Origin of the sequence: Mesorhizobium sp. M1A.F.Ca.IN.020.04.1.1, from assembly GCF_003997315.1 — a bacterium.
Classification (GTDB): Bacteria; Pseudomonadota; Alphaproteobacteria; order Rhizobiales; family Rhizobiaceae; genus Mesorhizobium.
Map to the genome: position 1 here is coordinate 1 of NZ_RZSN01000090.1, position 23,615 is coordinate 23,615.

The 23,615-nt window shown below is 64.7% G+C and carries 17 protein-coding genes and 2 pseudogenes; 9 read left to right on the forward strand and 10 right to left on the reverse strand.

Annotation, left to right across the window (positions count from 1 at the left end; translation table 11 throughout):
* The 4 genes from EOA49_RS18540 to EOA49_RS18555 all read right to left on the reverse strand — a co-directional run.
* Positions 1-1,890, reverse strand: a 1,890-nt coding sequence (locus EOA49_RS18540) for an efflux RND transporter permease subunit (protein ID WP_164749245.1), incomplete at its 3' end; no start/stop codon positions are given.
* A 242-nt stretch (positions 1,891-2,132) separates the two neighbouring features.
* Positions 2,133-3,299 carry an efflux RND transporter periplasmic adaptor subunit gene (locus EOA49_RS18545; protein ID WP_127243288.1) on the reverse strand — a complete coding sequence of 389 codons (1,167 nt, stop codon included), beginning with the start codon at positions 3,297-3,299 and terminating at the stop codon, positions 2,133-2,135.
* 54 nt (positions 3,300-3,353) lie between these two features.
* A complete protein-coding gene (locus EOA49_RS18550) occupies positions 3,354-3,959 on the reverse strand; it encodes a TetR family transcriptional regulator (RefSeq protein WP_067327751.1) in 606 nt (201 codons plus the stop codon).
* A gap of 396 nt (positions 3,960-4,355) precedes the next feature.
* Positions 4,356-5,996 carry an acyl-CoA synthetase gene (locus tag EOA49_RS18555; RefSeq protein ID WP_127243289.1) on the reverse strand — a complete coding sequence of 547 codons (1,641 nt, stop codon included), beginning with the start codon at positions 5,994-5,996 and terminating at the stop codon, positions 4,356-4,358.
* A gap of 203 nt (positions 5,997-6,199) precedes the next feature.
* On the opposite strand from EOA49_RS18555, the gene EOA49_RS18560 reads away from it, so the two are divergent.
* The 4 genes from EOA49_RS18560 (at position 6,200) to EOA49_RS18575 (ending at position 11,230) form a co-directional block, all read left to right on the forward strand.
* Positions 6,200-7,165: a sugar-binding transcriptional regulator gene (locus EOA49_RS18560; protein WP_127241357.1), complete on the forward strand. Its 966-nt coding sequence runs from the start codon at positions 6,200-6,202 to the stop codon at positions 7,163-7,165.
* Positions 7,166-7,249: 84 nt separating this feature from the next.
* On the forward strand, positions 7,250-9,304 hold the full coding sequence (locus tag EOA49_RS18565; protein WP_127241358.1) for a bifunctional aldolase/short-chain dehydrogenase: 2,055 nt from the start codon (positions 7,250-7,252) through the stop codon (positions 9,302-9,304).
* 216 nt (positions 9,305-9,520) lie between these two features.
* Positions 9,521-10,135, forward strand: coding sequence for a hypothetical protein (locus EOA49_RS18570; RefSeq protein WP_127241359.1), 615 nt, complete (start codon positions 9,521-9,523; stop codon positions 10,133-10,135).
* Positions 10,136-10,153: 18 nt separating this feature from the next.
* Complete coding sequence (locus EOA49_RS18575; RefSeq protein ID WP_127241361.1) at positions 10,154-11,230, forward strand: D-alanine--D-alanine ligase family protein; 1,077 nt, start codon at positions 10,154-10,156, stop codon at positions 11,228-11,230.
* A 58-nt stretch (positions 11,231-11,288) separates the two neighbouring features.
* On the opposite strand, the gene EOA49_RS18580 is transcribed toward EOA49_RS18575, so the two are convergent.
* The 3 genes from EOA49_RS18580 to EOA49_RS18590 all read right to left on the reverse strand — a co-directional run bounded on the left by EOA49_RS18580 (position 11,289) and on the right by EOA49_RS18590 (position 14,967).
* Positions 11,289-12,341, reverse strand: a complete 1,053-nt coding sequence (locus tag EOA49_RS18580) for a substrate-binding domain-containing protein (protein WP_066988974.1) — start codon at positions 12,339-12,341, stop codon at positions 11,289-11,291.
* A gap of 40 nt (positions 12,342-12,381) precedes the next feature.
* Positions 12,382-13,377, reverse strand: coding sequence for an ABC transporter permease (locus EOA49_RS18585; RefSeq protein ID WP_066989394.1), 996 nt, complete (start codon positions 13,375-13,377; stop codon positions 12,382-12,384).
* A gap of 78 nt (positions 13,378-13,455) precedes the next feature.
* Positions 13,456-14,967, reverse strand: a complete 1,512-nt coding sequence (locus tag EOA49_RS18590) for a sugar ABC transporter ATP-binding protein (protein WP_127241360.1) — start codon at positions 14,965-14,967, stop codon at positions 13,456-13,458.
* 137 nt (positions 14,968-15,104) lie between these two features.
* On the opposite strand from EOA49_RS18590, the gene mtnK reads away from it, so the two are divergent.
* The 5 genes and pseudogenes from mtnK to EOA49_RS18615 all read left to right on the forward strand — a co-directional run bounded on the left by mtnK (position 15,105) and on the right by EOA49_RS18615 (position 19,747).
* Positions 15,105-16,373 carry an S-methyl-5-thioribose kinase gene (gene mtnK, locus EOA49_RS18595; protein WP_127241241.1) on the forward strand — a complete coding sequence of 423 codons (1,269 nt, stop codon included), beginning with the start codon at positions 15,105-15,107 and terminating at the stop codon, positions 16,371-16,373.
* Positions 16,370-17,464 (forward strand): S-methyl-5-thioribose-1-phosphate isomerase, encoded by a 1,095-nt coding sequence (gene mtnA, locus EOA49_RS18600; RefSeq protein WP_127241242.1) that lies wholly within the window; start codon positions 16,370-16,372, stop codon positions 17,462-17,464. Before mtnK ends, mtnA begins: the two co-directional genes overlap by 4 nt.
* A gap of 7 nt (positions 17,465-17,471) precedes the next feature.
* A pseudogene (locus tag EOA49_RS18605) lies at positions 17,472-17,621 on the forward strand (6,7-dimethyl-8-ribityllumazine synthase); the annotation flags it as partial.
* A gap of 158 nt (positions 17,622-17,779) precedes the next feature.
* Complete coding sequence (fba, locus tag EOA49_RS18610) at positions 17,780-18,844, forward strand: class II fructose-bisphosphate aldolase (protein ID WP_066988983.1); 1,065 nt, start codon at positions 17,780-17,782, stop codon at positions 18,842-18,844.
* Positions 18,845-19,021: 177 nt separating this feature from the next.
* Positions 19,022-19,747, forward strand: coding sequence for an MgtC/SapB family protein (locus EOA49_RS18615; protein WP_127241243.1), 726 nt, complete (start codon positions 19,022-19,024; stop codon positions 19,745-19,747).
* 23 nt (positions 19,748-19,770) lie between these two features.
* Here the strand turns inward: EOA49_RS18615 and EOA49_RS18620 are convergent, their stop codons facing one another.
* From EOA49_RS18620 to EOA49_RS18630, 3 genes and pseudogenes are all read right to left on the reverse strand, one after another.
* The gene (locus EOA49_RS18620; protein ID WP_127241244.1) at positions 19,771-21,003 is read right to left on the reverse strand and encodes a VWA domain-containing protein; all 1,233 of its coding nucleotides are present in this window, start codon (positions 21,001-21,003) and stop codon (positions 19,771-19,773) included.
* Positions 20,996-23,254, reverse strand: a complete 2,259-nt coding sequence (locus EOA49_RS18625; protein WP_127241245.1) for a DUF5682 family protein — start codon at positions 23,252-23,254, stop codon at positions 20,996-20,998. Before EOA49_RS18625 ends, EOA49_RS18620 begins: the two co-directional genes overlap by 8 nt.
* 3 nt (positions 23,255-23,257) lie before the next feature.
* Positions 23,258-23,615 (reverse strand): annotated as a pseudogene (locus EOA49_RS18630) (ATPase); the annotation flags it as partial.

Genomic DNA, 23,615 nt, shown 5'->3' on the forward strand with positions numbered 1-23,615 from the left:
CACCAGAAGCTGGGCAAAGTTCGGATTGCGAAGCTGCTGGTCGAGCGGCAGGAAGAAGCGCGGAGCGCCCTCGCCGATATAGGTAGCGATGAAGCGCTTGTCCTCGTCGTCCATCATCTTCGCTTCGAGAGCCTTGGCTTGGTTCTCGACCTCCTTGATCGATGTACCTTCCGGCAGCCAGAGATCGACCAGGATTTCCGGACGTGACGACTGCGGGAAGAAGTTCTGCGGGATGAACTGGAAGGCCCAGAGGCTGGTGCCGAAAGTGACCAGCGTCATCGCCAGCACGATGATGCGGTGGCGCACGGCCCAGGTGACCGTCGCACGCAGCCGCCGGTAGAAGCCGGTGTCGAAGACGTCGTGGTGGGTGCCGGCGTGCTTGCGCTGCTTCAGGATCATGTAGCCCAGCCAGGGCGTGAAATAGACCGCGACGAACCACGACACGACCAGTGCGATGCCGACGACATAGAACAGCGTGCGCACATATTCGCCCGCGGTGGAGGCCGCGAAGCCGACCGGGATGAAGCCGGCGGTGGTGATCAGCGTGCCGGTCAGCATCGGGAAGGCGGTCGAGGAATAGGCGAAGCTCGCCGCCTCGATCTTGACCAGCCCCTCCTCCAGCTTGCGCTCCATCATCTCGACGACGATCATGGCGTCGTCGACCAGCAGACCGAGCGCGATGATCAGCGCGCCGAGCGAGATGCGCTGCAGGTCGATGCCGATCTCGTACATGATGGCGAAGGTGGCGGCTAAAACCAGCGGGATGGCGATCGCGATCACCAGGCCGGAGCGCCAGCCGATCGACAGGAACGAGACGACGAGAACGATCAGCAACGCTTCGCCGAGCGCCTCCATGAATTCGTTGACGGCATCCTTGACCACCTCCGGCTGGTCGGAGATCTGGTCGACCGCAACGCCATAGGGCAGACCTTCCTCGAAGCGCTTGTAGGTCGCCTCGACATCCTTACCGACGTCCCTGACATTGAAGCCCTTGGCCATGACGACGCCGACCTGGACGCTTTCGTGGCCGTTGAAGCGGTACTTGCGCTCATAAGGGTCCTTGAGGCCGGAAGAGACCGTGGCGATGTCGCCAAGACGCGTCACCTGATTGCCGGCGCGCAGCCTCAGCTCGCGGATATCGGCGGCCTTGGTGACGTCGCCCTCGACCGAGATGCGAACCGAGCGCAGGCCGGTATCGACCGAGCCCGCCGGATCGACGGCGTTCTGCCCTTTCACGGCATTCTGCAGGTCAAGCACCGTCAGGCCGCGCTCGGCGAGCGCCTTGGAGGACACATCGATATAGATCTTCTCGGGCTGGTCGCCAATGATGACGGCCTTTTCGACGCCCGGCGTCGCCAGCAGCATGTCGCGCGCCTGAACGGCGAATTTCTTCAGCTCGGGATAGGTGAAGCCGTCGCCGCTGATCGAATGCAGCGTGATGAAGGTGTCGCCGAACTCGTCGTTGAAATAGGGGCCGAGCAGGCCCTGCGGCAGTTCGTTGGCGATATCGCCGACCTTCTTGCGCACCTGGTAGAAGGCATCCTTCACCTCCTCGGCGTTGGTGTCGCCCTTTACCTGGAGCGTGATGATGGCGCTGCCGGCGCGGGTGTAGGAGCGGACAAAGTCGAGATGCGGCGTCTCCTGCAGCTTGCGCTCGATCTTGTTGACGACCTGGTCTTCCATGTCCTGGATCGAGGCGCCCGGCCAGACTGCCTGCACGACCATGACGCGGAAGGTGAAGTCCGGGTCTTCCTTCTGGCCCATGCGCATCAGGCCGAGCGCGCCGGCCAGGATGATGAGGCCGAACAGGAAGCGCGCGATGCTCGGATGCCCGATCGCCCAGCGCGAGAGATTGAAGGGACGCTTTTCAGTGCTGCTGTCCGTGGTCATGGCGCAGGTCCAGTTCAATTGGCGGCAAGGCAGCATGCCTTGCGGCTCATGAGTTCTCGGTGGGCTTCCGGGCGGCGAGCACCTCAAGCGGAGAGAGACTCGCAATCGCGCTCGACGCGGCCGTGGTGCGGGGGATACCAATGCAGCGTCTCGTCGATCGGGCGATTTCGCCGCCCGGAACCCATGCCCTGCCCGGCTCGCGGCTCGCGCAGCGAGGTCGGGAAAGGCGTTCTTTCGCCTGGTTAGCGCAGGCTGCTGGTGGCGGCGACGTCATCCTCCGCCGAGGCGGACTGCTGGGCGTCATCGCCGGAAGGCTTCACTTTCAGATTGTCGGTCATGAACTGTGTGCCGGCGGCCACCACCACGTCGCCCTGCTTCAGGCCTTCGGCAACGGCAACGCCATCGGCGGTGAAGTTCGCCACCTTGATCGGGCGCGGATGCACCGTGTCGAACGCGCGGTCGACCGTCCAGACGATGTGCTTGCCGTCCTTCTCAGCCATCGCGGTCAGCGGGATAGACACCAGCTGCGCCTTGCTGCCGACGATCGCCGCGACATTGGCGGTCATGCCGAGCAGCACCCGCGGATCGTTGGGCAGCGACACCCGGACCGCGAAGGTGCGCGACTGCGGGTCGGCGCTGCCGGCCACCTCGCGGACCTTGCCGTCAAGGGTCAGCGCCTCGTCGGACCAGAAGCTCGCCTTGACCTCCTTGCCCGGGCGGAAGCCGGCGATGTCCATTTCCGGCACCGCGATCAGCACTTCCTTCTCGCCGTCGACGGCAACCGTCATGACCGGCGTGCCGGCGCCGACCACCTGACCGATATCGGCCGAGATGGCGGTGACGATGCCGGCCTTGCTGGCCTTGAGATCGGTGTAATGGACCTGGTTCTGCGCCTGGGCCAGGGTCGAACGGGCGGCATCGCGCGTCGCCACGGCCTGATCATAGCTCAGAACGGCCTGATCGAGCTGCGACTTAGGCGCGAAGTTCTTGGCATAGAGCTGCTCGGCGCGCTTCCTGGCGAGATCGACGGTCTCGACCTGCCGCTCGGCGGCGTCGAGGCTCGCCTCGGCGCTCTTCACCGACAGCTCGTAGTCGGAGGGGTCGACGCGGGCAAGCACGTCGCCCTCGTTCACATGCTGGCCGATGTCGACGAGACGCTCGGTGACCTTGCCGGCGATGCGGAAGCCGAGATTCATCTCGGTGCGGGCGCGCACTGAACCGGAATAGTCGAGCTGGCGCGTGGTCTCGGCCTCGCCGATCTCGACGACCTTCACCGGCCGGATGACTTCCTGGGCTTCCGCTTTCTTCTCTTGGCTGCAGCCGGTAAGCCCGAGCGCCGCGACAACGACGCCGACGACTGGGAGGCCGGCGGCCGGCAGCCTGCGGAGGATGGAACTGGACAAAGACACCTTAGCACTCCCGAACTGGAGATAAACGTCGACCGGCACCCGGCGGGGCAGCGGCTATTTCAAGGCTCTGATTGCGTAGTCGATGAGGTCGTCCGGCATTGCCCGGTTGGTCTTGGCAAGGCACTGGGCGACCATCTGCGGATGGCATAGGATGACGGTGGAGGCGCCGAAACAGCGCGAGGCGATCACCGGGTCCTGCTTCCTGAACTCGCCGGCCTCTATGCCGTCGCGGATAACGTCGGCGAGCAGGTCGTGGATGCGGTCGACATGCTTGTCGATGACGCCCCAGTCGCGCTCGAGCGCGACGATCACCATCTCATGCACCTTCTGGTCGTCGAGCATGACTTCCAGCGTCATCTTGTACTGGGCGTGAACGTAACGGCGCAGCCGCTCCTCCGCGCTGATCGGCAGGCGCGAAATCTCGTAGGCCATTGCGTAGCTGGCGCCGAGCATGCGGCCGCAGACGGCCTGGTGGATTTCGACCTTGGAGGCGAAGAAGCGGTAGATGTTGGCCGGCGACATGCCGAGATCGCGGGCAATGTCGGCAACGTTGGTCTTGCCGTAGCCGTAATGCCGGAACAGGCGCTCGGCACAGTCGAGAATGCGCGTCACATTCTCCTGTCTGGCGGGGTCGGCCACGATGTTGGCGGGTTCTGACATGGTGCTTTCGATTTACGAGTGACGAATTTCAATTTTCGTCACTCGTAAATCGAAAGCGGCCCGGAGTCAATGCGGAATCGATATACGCGTACAAAATGGTGACAGATGGTGACAGTTGCGAGGGTGGGCGTGGGTCACACTGACGACTAGCCATTGACGCCTGTGACGTCGTCATCCACGGGCGGAGCAAGGAGCGAAGCGACGCGCGCAGACCCGAGGATCCATTCCGTGACCTATGTCAAAGAATACAACGGTATCAATAGGTTACGCCAATATACATCTGACGTCCACCTGCCAGCTATTCTCAACCGCTGGGACATGGCCGCATGGTCACGGAATGGATCCTAGGGTTTCCGCGACGTCGCTTCGCGACTGCTCCACCCTAGGATGACGAACTCAGAGGCCCTTCGCCATTTCCCTCAACCTGAACTTCTGGATCTTCCCCGTAGACGTCTTCGGAATCTCGGCGAACACCACCGCCTTCGGCACTTTGAAGCGGGCGAGCAACACACGGCAATGCTCGATGATCTCGGCCTCGCTCGCAACCTTGCCGGGCTTCAGCTCGACATAGGCGACAGGCACCTCGCCCCATTTCTCGTCTGCGCGGGCAACCACTCCGCAAGAGGCGACGGACGGATGCTTGTAGAGCGCGTCCTCGACCTCGATGGACGAGATGTTCTCGCCGCCCGAGATGATGATGTCCTTGGAGCGGTCCTTGAGCTGGATGTAGCCGTCCGGGTGCATGACACCGAGATCGCCGGAGTGGAACCAGCCGCCGGCAAAGGCCTCGTCGGTGGCCTTGCGGTTCTTCAGGTAGCCCTTCATGACGATGTTGCCGCGGAACATGACCTCGCCGATGGTCTGGCCGTCGGCCGGCGTCTCGACCATCGTCTCGGGGTTCATCACGATCAACCCTTCCAGCGCAGCGTAGCGCACGCCCTGGCGCGCCTTCTTCGCCGTCCTCGGGCCCTTCTCCAGCTCGTCCCACTCATTGTGCCATTCGTTGACGACGGCCGGCCCATAGGTCTCGGTCAGGCCGTAGAGATGGGTGACGGCGAAGCCGGCATCGGCCATGCCGGAAAGCACCGCCTCGGGCGGCGGCGCGGCGGCCGTGTTGAAGGTGACGGCCTGGGCGAACTGGCGCTTATCCTCGTCTTTCGCGTTGATCAGCACCGACATGACGATCGGCGCGCCGCAAAGATGGGTAACGCGGTGGTCGGCGATGGCGTCATAGATCGGCTTTGCCCGTACCCAGCGCAGGCAGACATGGGTGCCGGCTTGCACGGCGAGCGTCCAGGGAAAGCACCAGCCGTTGCAGTGGAACATCGGCAGCGTCCAGAGATAGACGGCGTGCTTGGCCATGCCCGCATGGATGGTGTTGGTGTAGGCCATCAGGGCGGCGCCGCGATGGTGGTAGACGACGCCCTTTGGATTGCCGGTCGTGCCGGAAGTATAGTTGAGCGAGATGGCGTCCCATTCGTCGTCGGGCATCGACCATGCAAAAGCCTCGTCGCCGCCGGCGACGAAGTCCTCATAGTCGAGCGAGCCGATCCGCTCGCCCTTCGGATAGGGCGCATCGGCGGCGTAGTCGGGGTCGTCATAGTCGATGACCAATGGCTTGGCCTTGGCCGATGCCAGCGCCGCCCTGACCACGCCCGAGAACTCGCGGTCGACGATGAGCACCTTGGTGTCGGCATGGTCGAGCTGGAAGGCGATGACCGCGGCATCGAGGCGGGTGTTCAGCGAATGCAGCACCGCCTTCACCATCGGCACGCCGAAATGCGCCTCCAGCATCGGCGGCGTGTTCGACAGCATCACCGTTACCGTATCCCCCTTGCCGATGCCATGCCTCGACAGCGCCGAGGCGAGCTTCAGCGACCGCCGCCAGAAATCGCGATAAGAGATGCGCTGGCTGCCGTGGATAATGGCGACATGGTCGGGATAGGTCTTGGCCGCCCGCTCAAGGTAGGTGAGCGGCGTCAGCGGCTGGTGGTTGGCGGCGTTCCGTTCGAGATCCTGTTCGTAGGGATTGGCCATCCCATCCTCCCCAAAAGTCTTTTCGAGCTTTCTAACCGCAGGCCCGCGATCATGCCATCCCCCTGAACGACCGGGAAATGCTATGACATGAGTGCTCGGTAGAAGGGCAGCCCCGAACATGCCGGCACCGGAGGACGAATAACCCAGCCGGCTGGATTTGACTTTTGTCGAGAGCCGTGACTAATGTCAGCCGAGGAGGCGGCATGGCGATCCGACCGGCAGAACAGCTCATCCACAAGGCCGCCTGGCTTTACTATGCGCATGGCCTTCGCCAGGACGAAGTGGCGAACCAGCTCAAGATTTCGCGCGCATCGGTCGCCATGTATCTTCGCAAGGCGCGCGAGACCGGCATCGTCAACATCTCGACCTCGACGCAGCTTTTCACCGACGATGTCATGGCGCGCAGGCTGGAGGACGCCTTCAAGCTCGACGCCGTCTGGATAGCGCCGGAAAACGCCTATGTCGCCGACCCGTCGACCGACATCGCCGTCCTGGCGGCGAGCGTCTTCCTGGAACTGGTGAAGAAGGGCGACCGCATCGGCGTCGCCTGGGGCCGCACGGTCTACACCATCGCCGACATCATGTCCTATGCCGATCTGCAGGACGTCACCGTGGTGCAGCTCTGCGGCAACCTCGGCGCGCCCTATTCATATCGACCCGATCAGTGCACGATGGAGATCGCGCGGCGGCTGAACGCCAAGGGTCTGAATTTTTACGCGCCGCTGGTGCTGTCCACGGAAGAATTGGCAGAGGGCCTGCGCGCCGAGCCGGTGATCCGCGACCAGCTTGCCGGCATCAGCGACTGCGATGTCGCGCTCTATTCCGTCGGCGCCGTGGACGCCGACAGCCATCTGGTCAAATGCGGCGCGCTGACGCCGGCCGAAATGGCCGCGCTCCGCAAGGAAGGCGCGGCCGGCGTCATCGCCGGACAGATCATCGATGCAAGCGGCGAGGCGCTCGACTGCAGCTACAACCGGCGGGTCATTTCCGCCGAGCTCGCCTCGCTGCGCGCCATCGGGAAGCGGCTGATGGTGGTGCAGGAGAACAGCAAGTTCGAGCCGCTGCTGGCCGCAATCGGCGGCGGACTCTGCACGCATCTGGTGGTCGACGCGCATATGGCGGGGCGCCTTCTCGATCACGCCGGCGCGGTCAGCAAAAAGGCCTCGTAGGAAATCACCCTCGCCGCGTCTGTCATCAAGACGTCGCGGCTTCCTGTTCATGAGCAGACAAAATACGGAATCGGACGGAACGACATGAAGAACCTTTGGAACGACGCCGACGCGGAAAAGATGGTTGCCGACTACGCCAAGCAGGGCGTCCGCCGCGACCTTGCGCTGCGCGTCTACACGACCCGCCTGCTCGGCGGAGAGCCGCGGCTGGTGCTGCATGGCGGCGGCAATACCTCCTGCAAGACCAAGGCCACCGATCTGGTCGGTGACGAATGGGACGTGCTTTGCGTCAAGGGCAGCGGCTGGGACATGGCCGTCATCGAGCCGCAAGGCTTGCCGGCGGTGAAGATGGGCGCGCTGCTCAAGGCGCGCGCGCTGGACACGCTCTCCGACGAGGACATGGTGGCGCTGCAGCGTTCCAATCTCATCGACCCCGCCTCGCCGAATCCATCGGTCGAGACACTCCTGCACGCCTTTCTGCCGCTTAAATTCGTCGACCATACGCATTCAACCGCGATCCTTGCCATCGTCGACCAGGAGAACAGCAAGGCGCTGGTGAAGACGGTGTTCGGCGACAAAATGGGCTACGTGCCCTACATCAAACCGGGCTTCGAGCTCGCCAAGGTCGCGGCGGACGTTTTTGACGCCGACCCCAGCGTCGAAGGCCTGATCCTCGACAAGCACGGCATCTTCACCTTCGGCGACGATGCCAAGCAGGCCTATGACCGCATGATCCGCTATGTGACCATCGCCGAGGACTATATCGCCAAGAACGGCAAGCCGCAGGCGACCAAGGCGGCGCTGCCGGTAAAGCTCGCCAAGGCGAGCGACATCGCGCCGACGCTGCGCGGCGCTGTCGCAGTGGCGCGCGGCGAAGGCCGCTTCGACCGCATGATCAGCGATTTCCGGACCTCGGATGCGATCGTCGATTTCATCAATTCGGCCAGGATCGCCGAGCTGGCCGGACGCGGCGTGTCGACGCCCGATCTTTCGATCCGCATCAAGACCGGACCGATGGCGGTCCCGGCTCCCGACGCCGACAAGCTCGGCGACTACAAGGCCGCCGTCCGCAGCCATGTCGAGGCTTTCGTCAAGGACTACCGCGCCTATTTCGAGACCAACGACGCGCTGGATGACGTCAAGCGCACCATGCTCGACCCGATGCCGCGGCTGACATTGGTGCCGGGCCTCGGCATGTTCGGCCACGGCCGCACGCTGAAGGACGCGAAAATCGCCTCCGATGTCGGCGAGATGTGGATCGAGGCGGTGCGCGGCGCGGAAGCCATCGGCAACTTCCAGCCGCTCTCCAAGGCCGACCTCTTCCCGCTCGAATACTGGTCGCTGGAGCAGGCCAAGCTCGCCTCGAACAAGCCGAAGCCGCTGACCGGCCAGGTGGCGTTGATCACCGGCGGCGCCGGGGCGATCGGCGCCGCGACGGCGAAGCTGTTCGCCGCAAACGGTGCGCATGCGGTCATCGTCGATCTCGATCCGGCCAAGGCCGCGGAAGCGGCAAAGGCGGCGGGTAACAATTCGATCGGGGTCGGCGCCGACATCACCAGCCCGGCCGAGGTGCGCGCCGCCTTCGACAAGGCGGTCGCGGTCTATGGCGGCGTCGACATCCTGGTCTCGAATGCAGGCGCGGCCTGGGAAGGCCGGATCGGCGAAATCGACGACGCGCTGCTGCGCAGGAGCTTCGAGCTCAACTTCTTCGCCCACCAGTCGGCGGCGCAGAACGCGGTGCGCATCATGCTCGAACAGGGCACGGGCGGCGTGCTGCTGTTCAACACCTCCAAGCAGGCGGTCAATCCCGGGCCGAAATTCGGCGCCTACGGCCTGCCCAAGGCGGCGACGCTGTTTTTGTCGCGCCAGTATGCCCTGGACTACGGCGCCTACGGCATCCGCTCGAACGCGGTCAACGCCGACCGCATCCGGTCCGGGCTTTTGACCGACGCCATGATTGCCAGCCGCTCGGGCGCGCGCGGTGTCTCGGAAAAGGAATACATGTCCGGCAATCTGCTCGGCCAGGAAGTGACGGCCGACGACGTGGCGCAAGCCTTCCTGCATCAGGCACTGGCCGAACGCACCACGGCCGACGTGACGACGGTGGACGGCGGCAATATTGCCGCGGCGCTGCGCTGAAGAAACAAGGAGATCTCCCTGAGCGGCCCGTCGCTTTCCCAGAACGACGGACCACTCTCTCCGTGTCGCGACCCAGGTCAGGACTGAAGCCCATTTCACGTCTGCTGGAAAACTGCTCCAACCGGTCAAAATCCGCGCAAATCTTTTGCTTATTGCTCGAACAGCTTTAAGGGGGTGCCGTGCCCCTCGCTTGCGGGACACAAAGCTGGAGCCGCTATGCAAACCAGGGAAGTGCCTTATTTCAGCCAGTGGGAATCGCCCGGCATGACTCTGCCGCTGTTGGCGGAGGGACCATCGGCTCTGCACCGCGACCCGCTGTGGCGCAATTCCGGCGCCGAAACGATTGAGGATTATGCACGCTGGGCGGTGAATGTCTGCGGCATGGCCTGCCTGAAGATGATCCTTGCCGCGCGCGGCGAAATTCATCCGACGCTTGAGCTCGCCCGCGCCTGCACGGCCTATGGCGGCTATGTCGTCAATGAAGGCGACGGTACGATCAAGGGGCTGATCTACGAGCCCTTCGTCCGGTTCGTGCGCGAACGTTTCGGCCTGTTCGCCGAGACGATGACGAATGTCGATGCGGCCACGGTGCCCGGTCTGCTTTGCAAGTGGCGCTACTTCATCGCCTCGGTTCATCCAGGCATCCGCTGGCCCGAGCGCGAGCCGCCGTCGAAAGGCGGGCATCTGGTACTGGTGACGGCCGCCTCGCCAGGCGAAATCCGCTTCCACAACCCTTCGGGACACGTCAGGCAGAGCCAGGCGGACGTCACGCTACCGCTCGCCAGTTTCGACCGCTTTTTTGCCCGGCGCGGCATCGCCGTCGGTTTCTGATCCTTGAGCATTGTGGAGATGTCGATGGCCGAAAAAAGACTGCGTATTGGCGTGCTCTTTGGCGGGCGGTCCGCCGAGCACGACGTGTCGGTGCTTTCGGCGAACAATGTCATGGGCGCGCTGGAGCCGGGGAAGTACGATGCCGTTCCGATCTTCGTCACCCGCGAAGGGCAATGGCTGCTCAGCCGCTTCGAGGACGGCGCGCTGGCGACACCGTCGAACGGAGCGGAGGTCTGTCTGGTGCCCGGCGGGCATGGTCGAATGCTGGCCGTTCCGGCCGAAGGGCCGCCTTACGAGTTGCCCGCGATCGACATTCTGTTTCCCGTCCTGCACGGTCTCCATGGCGAGGACGGCGCCGCGCAAGGACTGGCGGAGGTGGCGCGCGTGCCGCTTGCCGGCTGCGGCATTCTCGGTTCGGCCACGGCGCTCGACAAGGATATCGCCAAGCGGTTACTGAAGGCGGCCGGCCTGCCCACGGCACGGTCCAGCACCATCCTGCCCGAGGCCGCGCCTGGCTTCGCGGAGATCGAGCAGGCGCTCGGACTCCCGGTCTTCATCAAGCCGGCCCGCCAGGGCTCTTCCGTCGGCGTCAGCAAGGTCTCCGACGAAACGGGCTATCAGGCAGCGCTCGCCGAAGGCTTCAGGCACGACGGCAAGCTGCTGGCGGAGGAATTCATCCGCGGCCGCGAGATCGAATGCAGCGTGCTTGAGGACACGGAAGGTGGCCTCTTCGTCTCCCGTCCCGGCGAGATCGTGCCGTCCGAAAGCCACGGCTTCTACAGCTATGACGCCAAATATATCGATAAGGATGGAGCAGCACTTAAGGTGCCCGCCGAACTGCCCGAGACGATCGAAGGCGAGATCCGCGAGACGGCGGCGAAGGCGTTTCGCGCGCTGGGTTGCGACGCGATGGCGCGCGTCGACTTTTTCGTGAGACCGGACATGACGTTCCTGATCAACGAGCTCAACACCATTCCGGGCTTCACCGACATCAGCATGTACGCCAAGGCAATGGCGGCAAGCGGCATCAGCTACCCGGAAGTCATCGACCGGCTGGTGGCGCATGGGCTGGCGCGTGCCGCCCGATCTACCTGAGCGACTCCGGGAATAAAAAGAGCGGCCCGAGAGCCGCTCTTGCCTTCAGGCGCGTGGCCTACTTGGCGTTGGGGTTCGGCATCCAGGCCGGCATGGCGACATCGGCATGGGCGAACTGCGGCAGCTTGGCCGACAGGTCTTCCATGTTCTTGATGTCCTTGTCGATAAGTTCCTTCTGGGTGATCAGCGTCGGCGGCACGATGACGTTGTGGCCGGGATCCTCGCCGGCGAGCAGTTGCGCCAGCGCGCGCACCGAGACCTGGCCGACGACTGCCGGGTTGGTGGCGGCGGTGGCGGCCCAGGCGCTGTCCGGCTCGCGCATCGCGGCGATGTCGGACGTCGATATGTCGGCTGAGTAGATCTTGATGCCCTTGTTCAGGCCGGCTTCGTCGACGGCGATCTTCACCCCCTTGGCGAACTCGTCGTAAGGCGCGAACATCACCTTGATATCGGGATGCGCCTGCAGCACCGAGCGCGCCTGGTTGGCGACGGAATTGGCGATCGGATTGTCGAGCGTGCCGAACATGGCGACCTCGCTGATGCCGGAATGTTTCTTCTTCACGTCGACCCAGGTTTCGTTGCGGCGGTCCAGCGGGGCGATGCCGGCGACATAGACATAGCCGGCTTTCCAGGCGTCGCCATTGTCCTTGACCGCCTGTTCGAGCGCGAGTCGCGCGAGATCGCGGTCGGACTGCTCGATCTGCGGGATCTTCGGGTTCTCGACATTGACGTCGAAGGCGACGACCTTGATGCCCGCGTCGACGGCGCGCTGGGCGGCGTCCTTCATCGATTCCGTCAGGCCGTGCTGGATGATGATGCCCTGCACGCCGAGCGCGATCGCCTGGTCGACCATGTCGGCCTGGAGCGCTGCGTCCTGGCGGCTGTCCAGCACGCGCAGATCGACGCCGAGCGCCTTGGCCTGCGCCTCGACGCCGGAGAGATAGGCCTGGAAGAAGTCACCGGTGGAGAGATAGCGCACCAGCGCGATCTTGACGCCCGGCTTGTCGAATGGCGCCGGACGGTCCGCCGCCAATGCTGTGCCCTGCATGAGCAGCGCCGCGCCCGCGAGGCCGAGTGCGGCCTTCCCTAAAAGTCTCCTTGTGATGCTCACTTCGTCTTCCTCCGTTTTGTTCTCAATGCCCCGGTCGAAACTATCTCTTGCCCCTGCCGGAAAGGGCGAAGGTGAAGACAAGGGCGACGACGAGAACCGCGCCCTTGACGAAATCCTGCGTGTAGTAAGGGGCGTTCATCATCGTCAGGCCCTGCAGCAGGACGCCGACGAACACCGCGCCGACGGCCGTGCCGAAAGCGTTCGGCTTGGCGGCGCCGAGCACCGCGTAGCCGATAAGCGCCGCCGCTACTGCGTCGAGCAGCAAATTATTACCCGAGGCGATATCGCCGCGTCCAAGCCGGGCAGCGAGCAAAATCCCGCCGATCGAGGCAAAAACTCCCGAAATGACATAGGCCCAGATCTTGTATGCCTTGACAGGCGCGCCGGCCAGTTCGGCGGCGCGTTCGTTGCTGCCGACGGCATACATCATGCGGCCGAAGCGGGTGTATTCGAGGAAGAACCAGATGAGCGCGGCGAGCACGACCAGCACCACCACCGAGACCGGGATCAGGTTCGGAATGAAGAAGTCGATGCGGTGGCGGCCGAGCGCCAGGAAGGCTTCCGAGAACTTGCCGTTGGCGACCGAGCCGTCGGGCATCGTCATGCCGGTGGCGATCGAGCGGCCTTCGGTCGGAATGCGTTGCAGGCCGAGCAGCAGGAACATCATGCCGAGCGTCGCGAGCAGATCCGGCACGCGCATGTAGACAATGAGCCAGCCGTTGATGAGGCCGACGACCGCGCCGATCACGAGGCAGGCGATGACGGCGACGACGGCGTTCTGCTCCAGCACAACCATGGCATAGGAAGCCGCCATCATGGCGCTGGTGGCGACCGAGCCGATCGACAGATCGAAGCCGCCGACGACAAGTGTCGCGGTGACGCCGAGTGCCAGCACGCCGGTGATGGCGACCGACTGGAAGATGAAGACGGCGCTTTGCGGCGAGGCGAAGCCGTCGGCGGCGATCGCGAAATAGGCGATCAGCCCGACCAGCAGGATGATGAAACCATAGCGGATCGCATAGTCGCGCAATGTTATCGAACGCCCCCGCGCTGCTGCCCTCTCCGCCAAACTGGAACTCATGCCTGCACTCCAAGTCTCGTCATCCATACGACCTCACGCCGCGCTGGTGAGCGGCCCGCCGGCCACCTCAGCCAGCAGCCGATCGAGATCGATGTCATCGTTCCTGTGCTCGCCGACGATCGCGTGCTCCGACATCACCACGATGCGGTCGGCGGTCTCCAGGGCCTCGTCGATCTCGGTGACGAAGAGCAGTGTGGCGCGGCCATCGGCGCTCGCCCTGAGCTTGGTTGCGATGTCGCGCCGAGCCGAGATATCGACGCCCTGGAACGGCTCGTCGAGGATGAACAGGCGCGAGGCCTGCGACATCCAGCGCGCCACCATCACCTTCTGCTGGTTGCCGCCCGAAAGCGCGGAAAGCTCGTCCTTCTCGGAGCGGCAGACGATGCCGAGCTCGTCGATCTGGCGGCGTGCGGCAGCCCGCTCTGACCGCTTCTTCATGACACCGAAGCCGGACATGCGCTTGAGAAACGGCAGGCTGATGTTGCGTTCGATGTTGAAGCCGTCGACGATGCCGCTCATCGCGCGGTCCTTGGCCACGAGGAAGACGCCGGCAGCGATCGCCTCGCGCGCGGATCCCGGTGCGTAGGGCTTACCGTCCATATGCATGGTGCCGGCGAGCGGCCTGCGCACGCCGAACAAAGTTTCGGCGAGCGCCGTCTTGCCGACGCCGACCAGGCCGGTGATCGCCACCACCTCCCCAGCGCCGAGCGTCATCGAGATCAGTCTGGCGCCGGGCGCCAGCTGCAGGCCTTGGGCGATGAAGACCGCGCGCGCCGAGCTTCTGGCAATGACCCGGTCGAGCAGGATCTTGCGGCCGAGCATGGCATTGACCGCGCCCTCATAGTCGAGCGGCTTCCGGTCGAACACGCCGGAGACGACGCCGTCACGCATCGAGACGATGCGGTCTGCCAAGCGCCTGATGTCGGACATGCGATGCGAGATATAGAGGATCGCGACACCCTGCCCGCGCAGCCTGTCGATCAGCGCAAACAGCCGGTCGGCCTCGGCGCTCGACAGCGAGGAGGTCGGCTCGTCGAGGATCAGCACTTTCGGCTGGTGCGCCATGGCGCGGGCAATCGCGACCATCTGACGATCGGCGAGTGAGAGGTCCGCGACGCGTGCCTTAAGATCGAGCGTAAGCCCCATGCGGTCGGCGACGGCCCTGGCTTCGACGCGGACATTGGCGGGCTTGAACAGCAGCGATGCGCCCTTGCCGCTCAGCCGGTCGAGCGTCAGGTTGGTGGCGACGTCGAGATCTGCGACAACGCCGTCATTGATGTTCTGATGAACGGTGACGACACCGGCGCGGATCGCTTCTGCCGGCGAGCCGGGATCGAAGGCCTGGCCGGCGAGCCGCATCGTGCCGCCGCCGCGCGCGTAGACGCCGCTGACGATCTTGACCAGGGTGGATTTGCCGGCGCCGTTGGCGCCCATCAGCACGGTGACCTCGCCCGCATAGAGATCCAGCGCGATGCCGCCAAGCACCTCGTTCTGGCCGAAGGATTTCCTCAGGCCGTCCACACGGAACACGGCATCTGCGCCCATTCGTTCCTCCCTGATCCATGACGCTATGGGCTCACTCGGCAATTGTCAACACGATTGACAATTGCCAGAGCGCTCCCTAGCTTGGCCCGGCCGCCGTGGCTTCGTTATCGTGGGACACCACGCGCAGGAGGGAGAGGATGACCGGGAAGTTCGAAGCATTGTCGGTGGAGACGCTGCCGAAGCGCCTCGGCGAGACCACAGCGCTTACCGAGCGCATTGGCAAGGACGCCGGCCACTGGAAAGTACGCGAGGTCGGCGACGGCAATCTGAACCTCGTTTTCATCGTCGAGGGCGACCAGGGCGCGGCGGTGGTCAAGCAGGCGCTGCCCTATGTGCGCCTGGTCGGCGACAGCTGGCCGCTGCCTTTGAAGCGCTCTTTCTTCGAGTATCACGCGCTGACGAGGCAACAGCGCCGAGCGAAAGGCTCGGTGCCGGCGATCTATTATTTCGACGAGGACCAGGCGCTAATTGTCATGGAGTATCTGGCGCCGCCCTACATCATCCTGCGTCGCGCGCTGATCGACGGCCGCGAGCTGCCGAACATTGCGCGCGACATCGGCCTGTTCATGGCCCGCACGCTGTTCCGCGGCTCGGACCTCTCAATGCCGACAAAAGAGCGCAAGGCCGATCTCGCGCTGTTCGCCGACAATGTCGAGCTCTGCGACATCACCGAGAACCTGGTGTTCTCCGATCCCTATTTCGACGCCGAGATGAACCGGCACACCAGCCCGCAGCTCGACCGCCTGGTGGCCGAATTGCGCGCCGACCGCGACCTCAAGGTCGAGGCGCAGCGGCTGAAGCACCTCTTCGCCGCCAATGCCGAAACACTGCTGCATGGCGACCTGCATTCCGGTTCGATCATGGTGACCGACACCGAGACCCGGATGATCGATCCGGAATTCGCCTTCTACGGCCCGATCGCCTTCGACGTCGGCATGCTGCTCGCCAATTTCTGGATGGCCTTCTTCTCGCAGCGGGGCCATGAGCAGAAAGGTAGCCGGGATTCGATGCGCGCCTACCTGCTTAAGGTCACGGCCGAGAGCTGGGCGGTGTTCCGCGCCGAGTTTTCGCATTTGTGGCGAACCGAGCGCACCGGCATCCTCTACCAGAAGAGCCTGTTCGAGGATCAGGGCGACCTGCTCGGTTCCGAACAGGCGCTCGACCACATGCTCTCCGGCATCTGGACCGACCTGCTCGGCTTCGCCGGCATCGAGGTGCACCGGCGTATCCTCGGTCTCGCCCACAATGCCGATTTCGAGACCATTGCCGACGCAGACCTTCGCGCCAAATGTGAAGCAAAGGCGCTGCGCTTCGGCCGCCACATCGCCGTGAACCGGCGTGAGATCCACAGCATCGACGAGGTCAACGCTTTGGCCGCGCTGGTCGAACAGGAGAAGAGCCTTTGAAAGTCGGCGAACGCCACTATCGTACAATTTGGCTCAGCGACGACAAACGCTCGGTCGAGATCATCGACCAGCGCTGGCTGCCGCATGAGTTTCGCGTCGAGACGATCGGAACCGTTCCCAGCATCGCTACCGCGATCCGCGACATGTGGGTGCGCGGCGCGCCGCTGATCGGCGTCACCGCCGCCTACGGCGTCGCCATCCAGATGACCGACGATCCCTCGGACGAAGCGCTCGACGCGGCGTGGGAGACGCTGCACAAAACGCGACCGACGGCGATCAACCTGCGCTGGGCGCTGGACGAGATGCGGCGTTTTCTGAAGCCGCTGGCGCCGGGAGAGCGCGCCGAGGCCGCCTACCGGCGCGCCGCCGAGATCGCAGACGAGGATGTCGGGCTCAATCGCGCCATCGGCGAGAACGGGCTTGCCATCATCAAGGAGATCGCGGCGAAAAAGAAGCCTGGCGAGGCGGTCAACATTCTCACCCATTGCAATGCCGGTTGGCTGGCGACGGTCGACTACGGCACCGCCACGGCGCCAATCTATCTGGCGACGGAAGCCGGCATTCCGGTCCACGTCTATGTCGACGAGACCAGGCCGCGCAACCAGGGCGCCCAGCTGACCGCCTGGGAAATGGCCGGCCACGGCGTGCCGCACACGCTGATCGTCGATAACGCCGGCGGGCATCTGATGCAGCATGGCGACATCGACATGGTGATCGTCGGCACCGACCGCACGACGGCCAATGGCGACGTCTGCAACAAGATCGGCACCTATCTCAAGGCTTTAGCCGCCGCCGACAACGACGTCCCTTTCTATGTCGCGCTCCCCTCGCCCACCATCGACTGGACGGTCGCCGACGGGCTTGCGGAAATCCCGATCGAGGAGCGCGCGAGTGACGAGGTTTCGCTGGTGTGGGGTAGGACGGCCGACGGCAAGGTCGCGCAGGTGCGCGTCTCGCCCGACGCAACGCCGGCGGCAAATCCCGCCTTCGACGTGACGCCGGCTCGGCTGGTGACAGGGCTGATCACCGAGCGCGGCGTGGCGAAGGCTTCACGCGAGGCGCTGAAGGCAATGTTTCCCGAGCGCAGCTAATCTTAGCCCGGTGCTCTCGGCCGTGCTCACGCCGCACAACTACCATGAGAGCGCCGAGCACCGCCGCTTCTTCCACAAGCATTTTTTGGTGAAGGGCAAGGAAGCGGCGAAGGCCTGCGTCGAAATCCTTGCCGCGCGCGAGCGGATCGCCGCTTAGGCTCGACTCGGGCCGGATTTCAGCCCTGCAACAAGAATTGCGGCCGAAAAGGCTTCAAAAGGTTGCGGTAGGTCAGAAATCCGGCCAGAAGCAACGGGGTCGCCCGCCCGGGCGGCCTTTTCAAACACGGGCTCGAACCAGATACGGGAGACTATTCGTTGGCTCGCATCACACTGAGACAATTGCTCGACCATGCCGCCGAACAAGGCTATGGCGTGCCTGCCTTCAACATGAACAACATGGAACAGGGCCTCGCCATCATGGAGGCGGCCGAGGAGACCAAGTCGCCGGTCATCCTCCAGGCGAGCCGCGGGGCGCGCGCCTACGCCAACGATGTGGTGCTGGCCAAGCTGATCGACGCGCTGGTCGAGATTCACCCCGACATTCCGGTCTGCATGCATCTCGACCACGGCAACAACGAAGCGACCTGCGTCACCGCGATCCAGTACGGCTTCACCTCGGTCATGATGGACGGTTCGCTGAAGGAAGACGGCAAGTCGCCGGCCGACTACGCCTATAATTCAGGCATCACGCGCCGCGTCGTCGATATGGCGCATTGGGGCGGTGTCTCGGTGGAAGGCGAGATCGGCGTGCTCGGCTCGCTGGAGAGCGGCGGCGGCGAGCAGGAGGACGGCCACGGCGTCGAAGGCGCCATCAGCCACGATCAGTTGCTTACAGACCCGGTGCAAGCCGAGCAGTTCGTGCGCGACACCCATGTCGATGCGCTGGCGGTGGCCATGGGCACCAGCCACGGCGCCTACAAATTCTCGCGCAAGCCGGATGGCGCGGTGCTGGCGATGAACGTGATCGAGGAGATCCATCGCCGCCTGCCCAACATGCATCTGGTCATGCATGGCTCGTCATCGGTGCCGGAGGAGCTGCAGGAGATCATCAACAAATATGGCGGCCAGATGAAGCCGACCTGGGGCGTGCCGGTGGAAGAGATCCAGCGCGGCATCAAGCACGGCGTGCGCAAGATCAACATCGACACGGACAACCGCATGGCGCTGACCGGCGCGATCCGCAAAGTGCTGACCGAGAACCCTTCCGAGTTCGATCCGCGCAAATATCTGACGCCGGCCATGGCGGCGATGAAGAAGCTCTGCAAGGAACGCTTCGAGCAGTTCGGCACAGCCGGCAACGCGCCGAAGATCAAGCCGATCCCGTTGTCGGAAATGGCCAAGCGTTACAAGTCCGGCAGCCTCGACCCGAAGTTCGGCTGAGCCACCTCCTCCCGCGACCGGGTTCCAGCTGGTCGCGGGAGCACGCCCGCCCTCCCACGGCACCAGTTCCGCGGAACCTCACGTCATCGGCATTGGCCAAGGAACCATCCATGGCCGAGCTTAGTTGAACTGTCCTGACGCAATGGAGGGTGCGCCGACCGGCGTCGCCGACGGGAAATGCTCGAGCCGCTCTGCTGCGACATGCCGCTTCATCCGACATGGCCGGATCTCGTTGCGCGGCTGTTACTGACGCTGGTCGCGGGCTTCCTCATCGGCTTGAATCGCGAGGCACGCGGCCATTCCGCCGGCCTGCGGACGACCATCCTGGTCGGCCTCGCGGCTTGCGTCGCCATGGTCCAGGCCAACATGCTGCTCGACGTTGCCGGCAAGGGACCGGACTCATTCGTGCGCATGGATGTGCTGCGCTTTGCGCTCGGCGTGCTCACCGGCGTCGGCTTCATCGGCGGGGGCGCCATCCTCAGGCGCGGCGATCTCGTCACCGGAGTGACCACCGCCGCCACCATGTGGATCATGACGATGATCGGGCTGGCCTTCGGCGGCGGCCAGTTCGGCCTCGGCGCGATTGCTACAGCATTGACGCTGGTGACGCTGCAGGCCCTGAAGTGGGTCGATCTCAAGATCCCGCGCGACCATAAGGCGATCCTTGCGGTCTCATGGCCGAAGACAGCCCCGCCCGACCTCCAGGAGATCGTACGGCCGTTCGGATACGATGCCCGCTTCGTTGGCATGGAGCACGATGCCGACCGCGACCGCGTCGTGTTTTCCTTCCAAGTCAAATGGCGGCAGCCAGATGCAGTCGAGCCGTCAACTGAGGTGCTGGCGCTGGTCGGCCAACACTGCGAGATCGAGCGGTTTGAATTGATCAGCGAGAAAGCGCCCTGATCAGCGTCGGAAGGGTGGCGAAGCTATTCGGCTGCGCTTGGCGTTTCCGAATCCGGGCGAATAAGCTTGATGTCCGCTCCCGCCGCCCAAGCGCCGATGTCCTCCCGGCGCAGCGCCGCCGCCATCATGTCGGGAAAATGGTCCGGCGTGCAGGCGAAGACCGGGACGCCCAATGCCGCGACCGAGCCGGCCATGGAAGAGTCGTAGCCGGGACGGCCCTGGTCGGTGAGCGCCAGGAGCACAACGACATTGACGCCCGACCGCACCAGCGCAGCCAGCCGACGAAGCAGTTCCTGACCGTTGCCGCCTTCGTAGAGGTCGGTGATGAGGACGAAATGCGCCTTGGTCGGCCGCTCGATGCGCTCGGCGCAATAGGCGACCGCCTGGTTGATGTCGGTTCCGCCGCCAAGCTGGACCCCGAACAGCACCTCGACCGGATCGCTGAGCTCTTCGGTCAGATCGGCGATCGCGGTGTCAAAACAGACCAGCTTGGTGCGCACGACCGGCAAAGAGGCCATCACGGCAGCGAAGATCGAGGCGTAGATGACCGAACTTGCCATCGAGCCGGACTGATCGACGCAGAGCGTCACTTCGTCGAGGTCGACCAGCCGACGCTGGCGGCGCATGAAGCCGATGAGCTTTTCCGGCACCACGGTCTTGTGCTCTGGCTGGTAATGGCGAAGGTTCGCCGCGATCGTGCGCGGCCAATTGATGTCGCGCTGCCGCGGCCGGTTGATGCGCCTGGAACGGTCGAGCGCGCCGCGGATCGCCTCGGCGGTCTTCTGCTCGAGACGCTGCATCAGCTTGGCGACGATGTCGGAAATGATCGAGCGGGCAATATCCTTGGTCTTTTCCGGCATCGCCGAGCGCAACGAGACCAGATCGGCAACGAGATTGATGTCGGCCTCGATGGCCTTGAGGAATTCCGGCTCCATCAGCATCTGCTTCAGGTTCAGGCGCTCGAAGGCGTCCTTCTGCACGACCTGGACCACTTGCTCGGGGAAGAAAGAGCGGATATCGCCCATCCATTGCGCGACGCGCGGCGCCGAACGGCCAAGCCCGCCGCGCCGCTTGCGCGGATCGCCGGCGTCGCCGCTGCCGTCGCCGTAGAGCGCATCGAGGGCTGCCGAAAGCCGCCGGTCCTCATGCGACAGCGCCGAGGAGGACTCATCGTCGGCGCCGATCGCCAGGCGCCAACGGCGCTCCCGCGTCCCTTCGATCGGATGAAGATCGGGTCCGACCGTTTCATCATCCATGGTTGAGCTCCCCCGTAAGCAGCTTGCCGAGGAGACCAAAATGCCGGCGCCAGGCCTCGCCGCCATCGGGTGCCGGCGTCAGTCCGGCGGGCAGGCTCGCCCTGCGGCCGAGCACGGCCTCGATCAGGCGGCGGCGCTCCATGCTGTCGAGATTGGAAAATACGCGGCGCAGCAAAGGCAGATGCGCAACGAAGGCGTCCTCGTCGAGCGATGCCAGCCAGGAATCGACAGCGCCGCGCAGCCCCTCGTCATAGATCAGCCTCTGGCCGGCGCCGCTGAAGAAGCCTTCGAAAAAGGCGGCGGCGTCGATGACCGGCGTTCCGGGCGACAGCCGCTTTGCCAGAAGGCCGGCCGTTGCCTCGGCGGAGAGGTGCCCGGCCTCGTAGAGCAGATGTGCGGCGCAGCCAGCAACGAGCGCCGTCGAGCGCGATGAATCGAGCACGGCCGCAAGGCCGTTCCGCCAGGCATCCAGGACATGCTCGTCCGGCTCGACCAGCCTGATCGCCTCGTCGGCCTTGCGCAGCGCCGCCATCAGCGCTGCGGCGGCCTGCGCGTCGAGATCGCGCGCGGCGTAAGGCAGCGCGATCGCGCCTTCGATGACCAACCGCTCCAAGAGGCCGGCAAGGCGCTGCGTCTCGATTTTGCGCGCTTCGCCATAGCGGATGATGTCGGCAAGTGGGGGCACCGACGCAAGGAGCTCCAGGCATTCGCTGCTATGCGCCGCCTTCTCCTCGAGCGCGGCGAGGCCGGCCGCGGACGCCTCGCTCAAGGCGGCGGTGATCGCGCTTTGCACCAGCGTGGCCAGAGCATCGAGCGTCGAAGCGGCGCCGATCATCTGGACAAGCCGGCCGTTGGCGGCCTTCTCGATGGTCGGTCCGTAAATCAGGTTTTCGACCAGGCGCACGGCGTATTCCGGCTGCCAGGCCAGCAGCCAGCGCTCGCGGAACGTGCCGCGGCTGCGGCCGACATCCGTCAGCCTGCCCCAGTTCACGCCGAGCACGTTCAGCCGGTGCAGAAGCGTCGACCGAAAGAGACCGCTCTCGCTGCGCAGGTCGATGGAGAGCTCGCGCTCCAGTGCTTCAGGCTTGAGCCGCGCGGCCTTTTGGTTGCGCTGCAAGTCATCGATCAGCGGCGCGAGCGGCGTGTCGGCTGGAATCTCGCCGACATCGGCGCCGAGCAGAAGCTCGGCCTCGACCATCTTCCACAGCAAGGCCTCGCCGTTGAAGAGCGCCGCGATCGAGGCCTCACGCAGTTCCTCGAAACCCGGTTTCGGGCGCTCGCGTATGGCGGCAAGCGCCCGCGCCAGACGCTCCGCCTCGATCAGCGAGGCGGTCGAAATTATATGGCCCTTGGCCCTGAGAACCGAAGCGATCCGCGCGAGCCACAGCACCGAAGCGTCATCCTGCCCGCGCGTCTGCCACAGGTGCTTGCTCCAGCCCGGCGCGACGACACCGGCGCCATAGTCATAACCCAGCGCCAGCCGCGGTCCGGTCCATGGCGCGAAGGTCATCGTGGTCTTGCGCCGGCCGATGCCCTTGAGCAGTGCCTGGTCGCTCTTTTGCGTATGCGCAGCTTGCAGGGCGGGCACATGCCACGCGCCGCAGACGACGGCCAGCGGCCCGTCGATTTCTTTGCGCGCAGCGGCGATCTCCAGCCGCATATGCGCCTCGCGCATGGCCTCGAATTTGCCAATGGACGTCTCGCCGTCGCGCAGCGTCGTCATCGCGTCGGCGATGGCAGCAAAGATCGGCCCGGGTGCGGGATTCTGCTCAATGATATCGGACCACCAGCTTTCGCCGTCCTCATAGCCGGCGGCGCGCGCTAAAGTGCCGATCGGATCAAGGATCCGTGAGCTTGCTTCGCTCTGCTCTTCGGTGGCCTCCGGTTCGTCCGCATCGGCGTCGGTCGAACCCTCGGGCCCGTGCTCGGCAAGCCGCGCGGCGGACGGCAAGTCGATGAAACGCAGCGCCGCCTTGTTGGCGACAGCCCACAGCGCCGCCTGATATTCGGGAGAGAATTCGGCGAAGGGCCAGAAGCGCGTCGCGGCGGGATCGTCCTCGGGGTAGCAAAGCAGTGCCACCGGCGGCTTCATGTCCGGGCTGGCAAGCAGGGGCAGCAAGGGCGAGGCATCCACCGGCCCCTCGATCAGCACGGCGGCCGGCTGCAATTCCTGCAACGCTCTAACCAGGCTCGCGGCGGAGCCCGGCCCATGATGGCGAATGCCGAAATAGCTGATGCCGCCTTGCGTCATGGCTCAGATGGCCGCGTTGAGCGCCGCGTAATAACCGGCGTAGTCCGGCCGCTTCTTCAGCACCGTCTCCAAATATTCCTCAAGCACGACCTTGTCCTGGACCGGGTCCTTGACGATGGCGCCGACCAGGCTTGGCGCCAGGCCTTCGGCGTGGAGCTTGCCGCCGTCGAACCAGGCCGCCTGGCTGAGGCCGCTGATCATCGTGGCGATCGCCTCGGCGGTGGAGAGCGAGCCCGACGGCGTCTTCAGCGTCACCTTGCCGTCGGCGGTCGCGCCGGAGCGCAGCTCGCGGAAGATGGTCAGCACGCGCGCGATCTCCTCGCCGACATTTTTCGGCACCGGCAGGTCCAGTCCCCCCGCC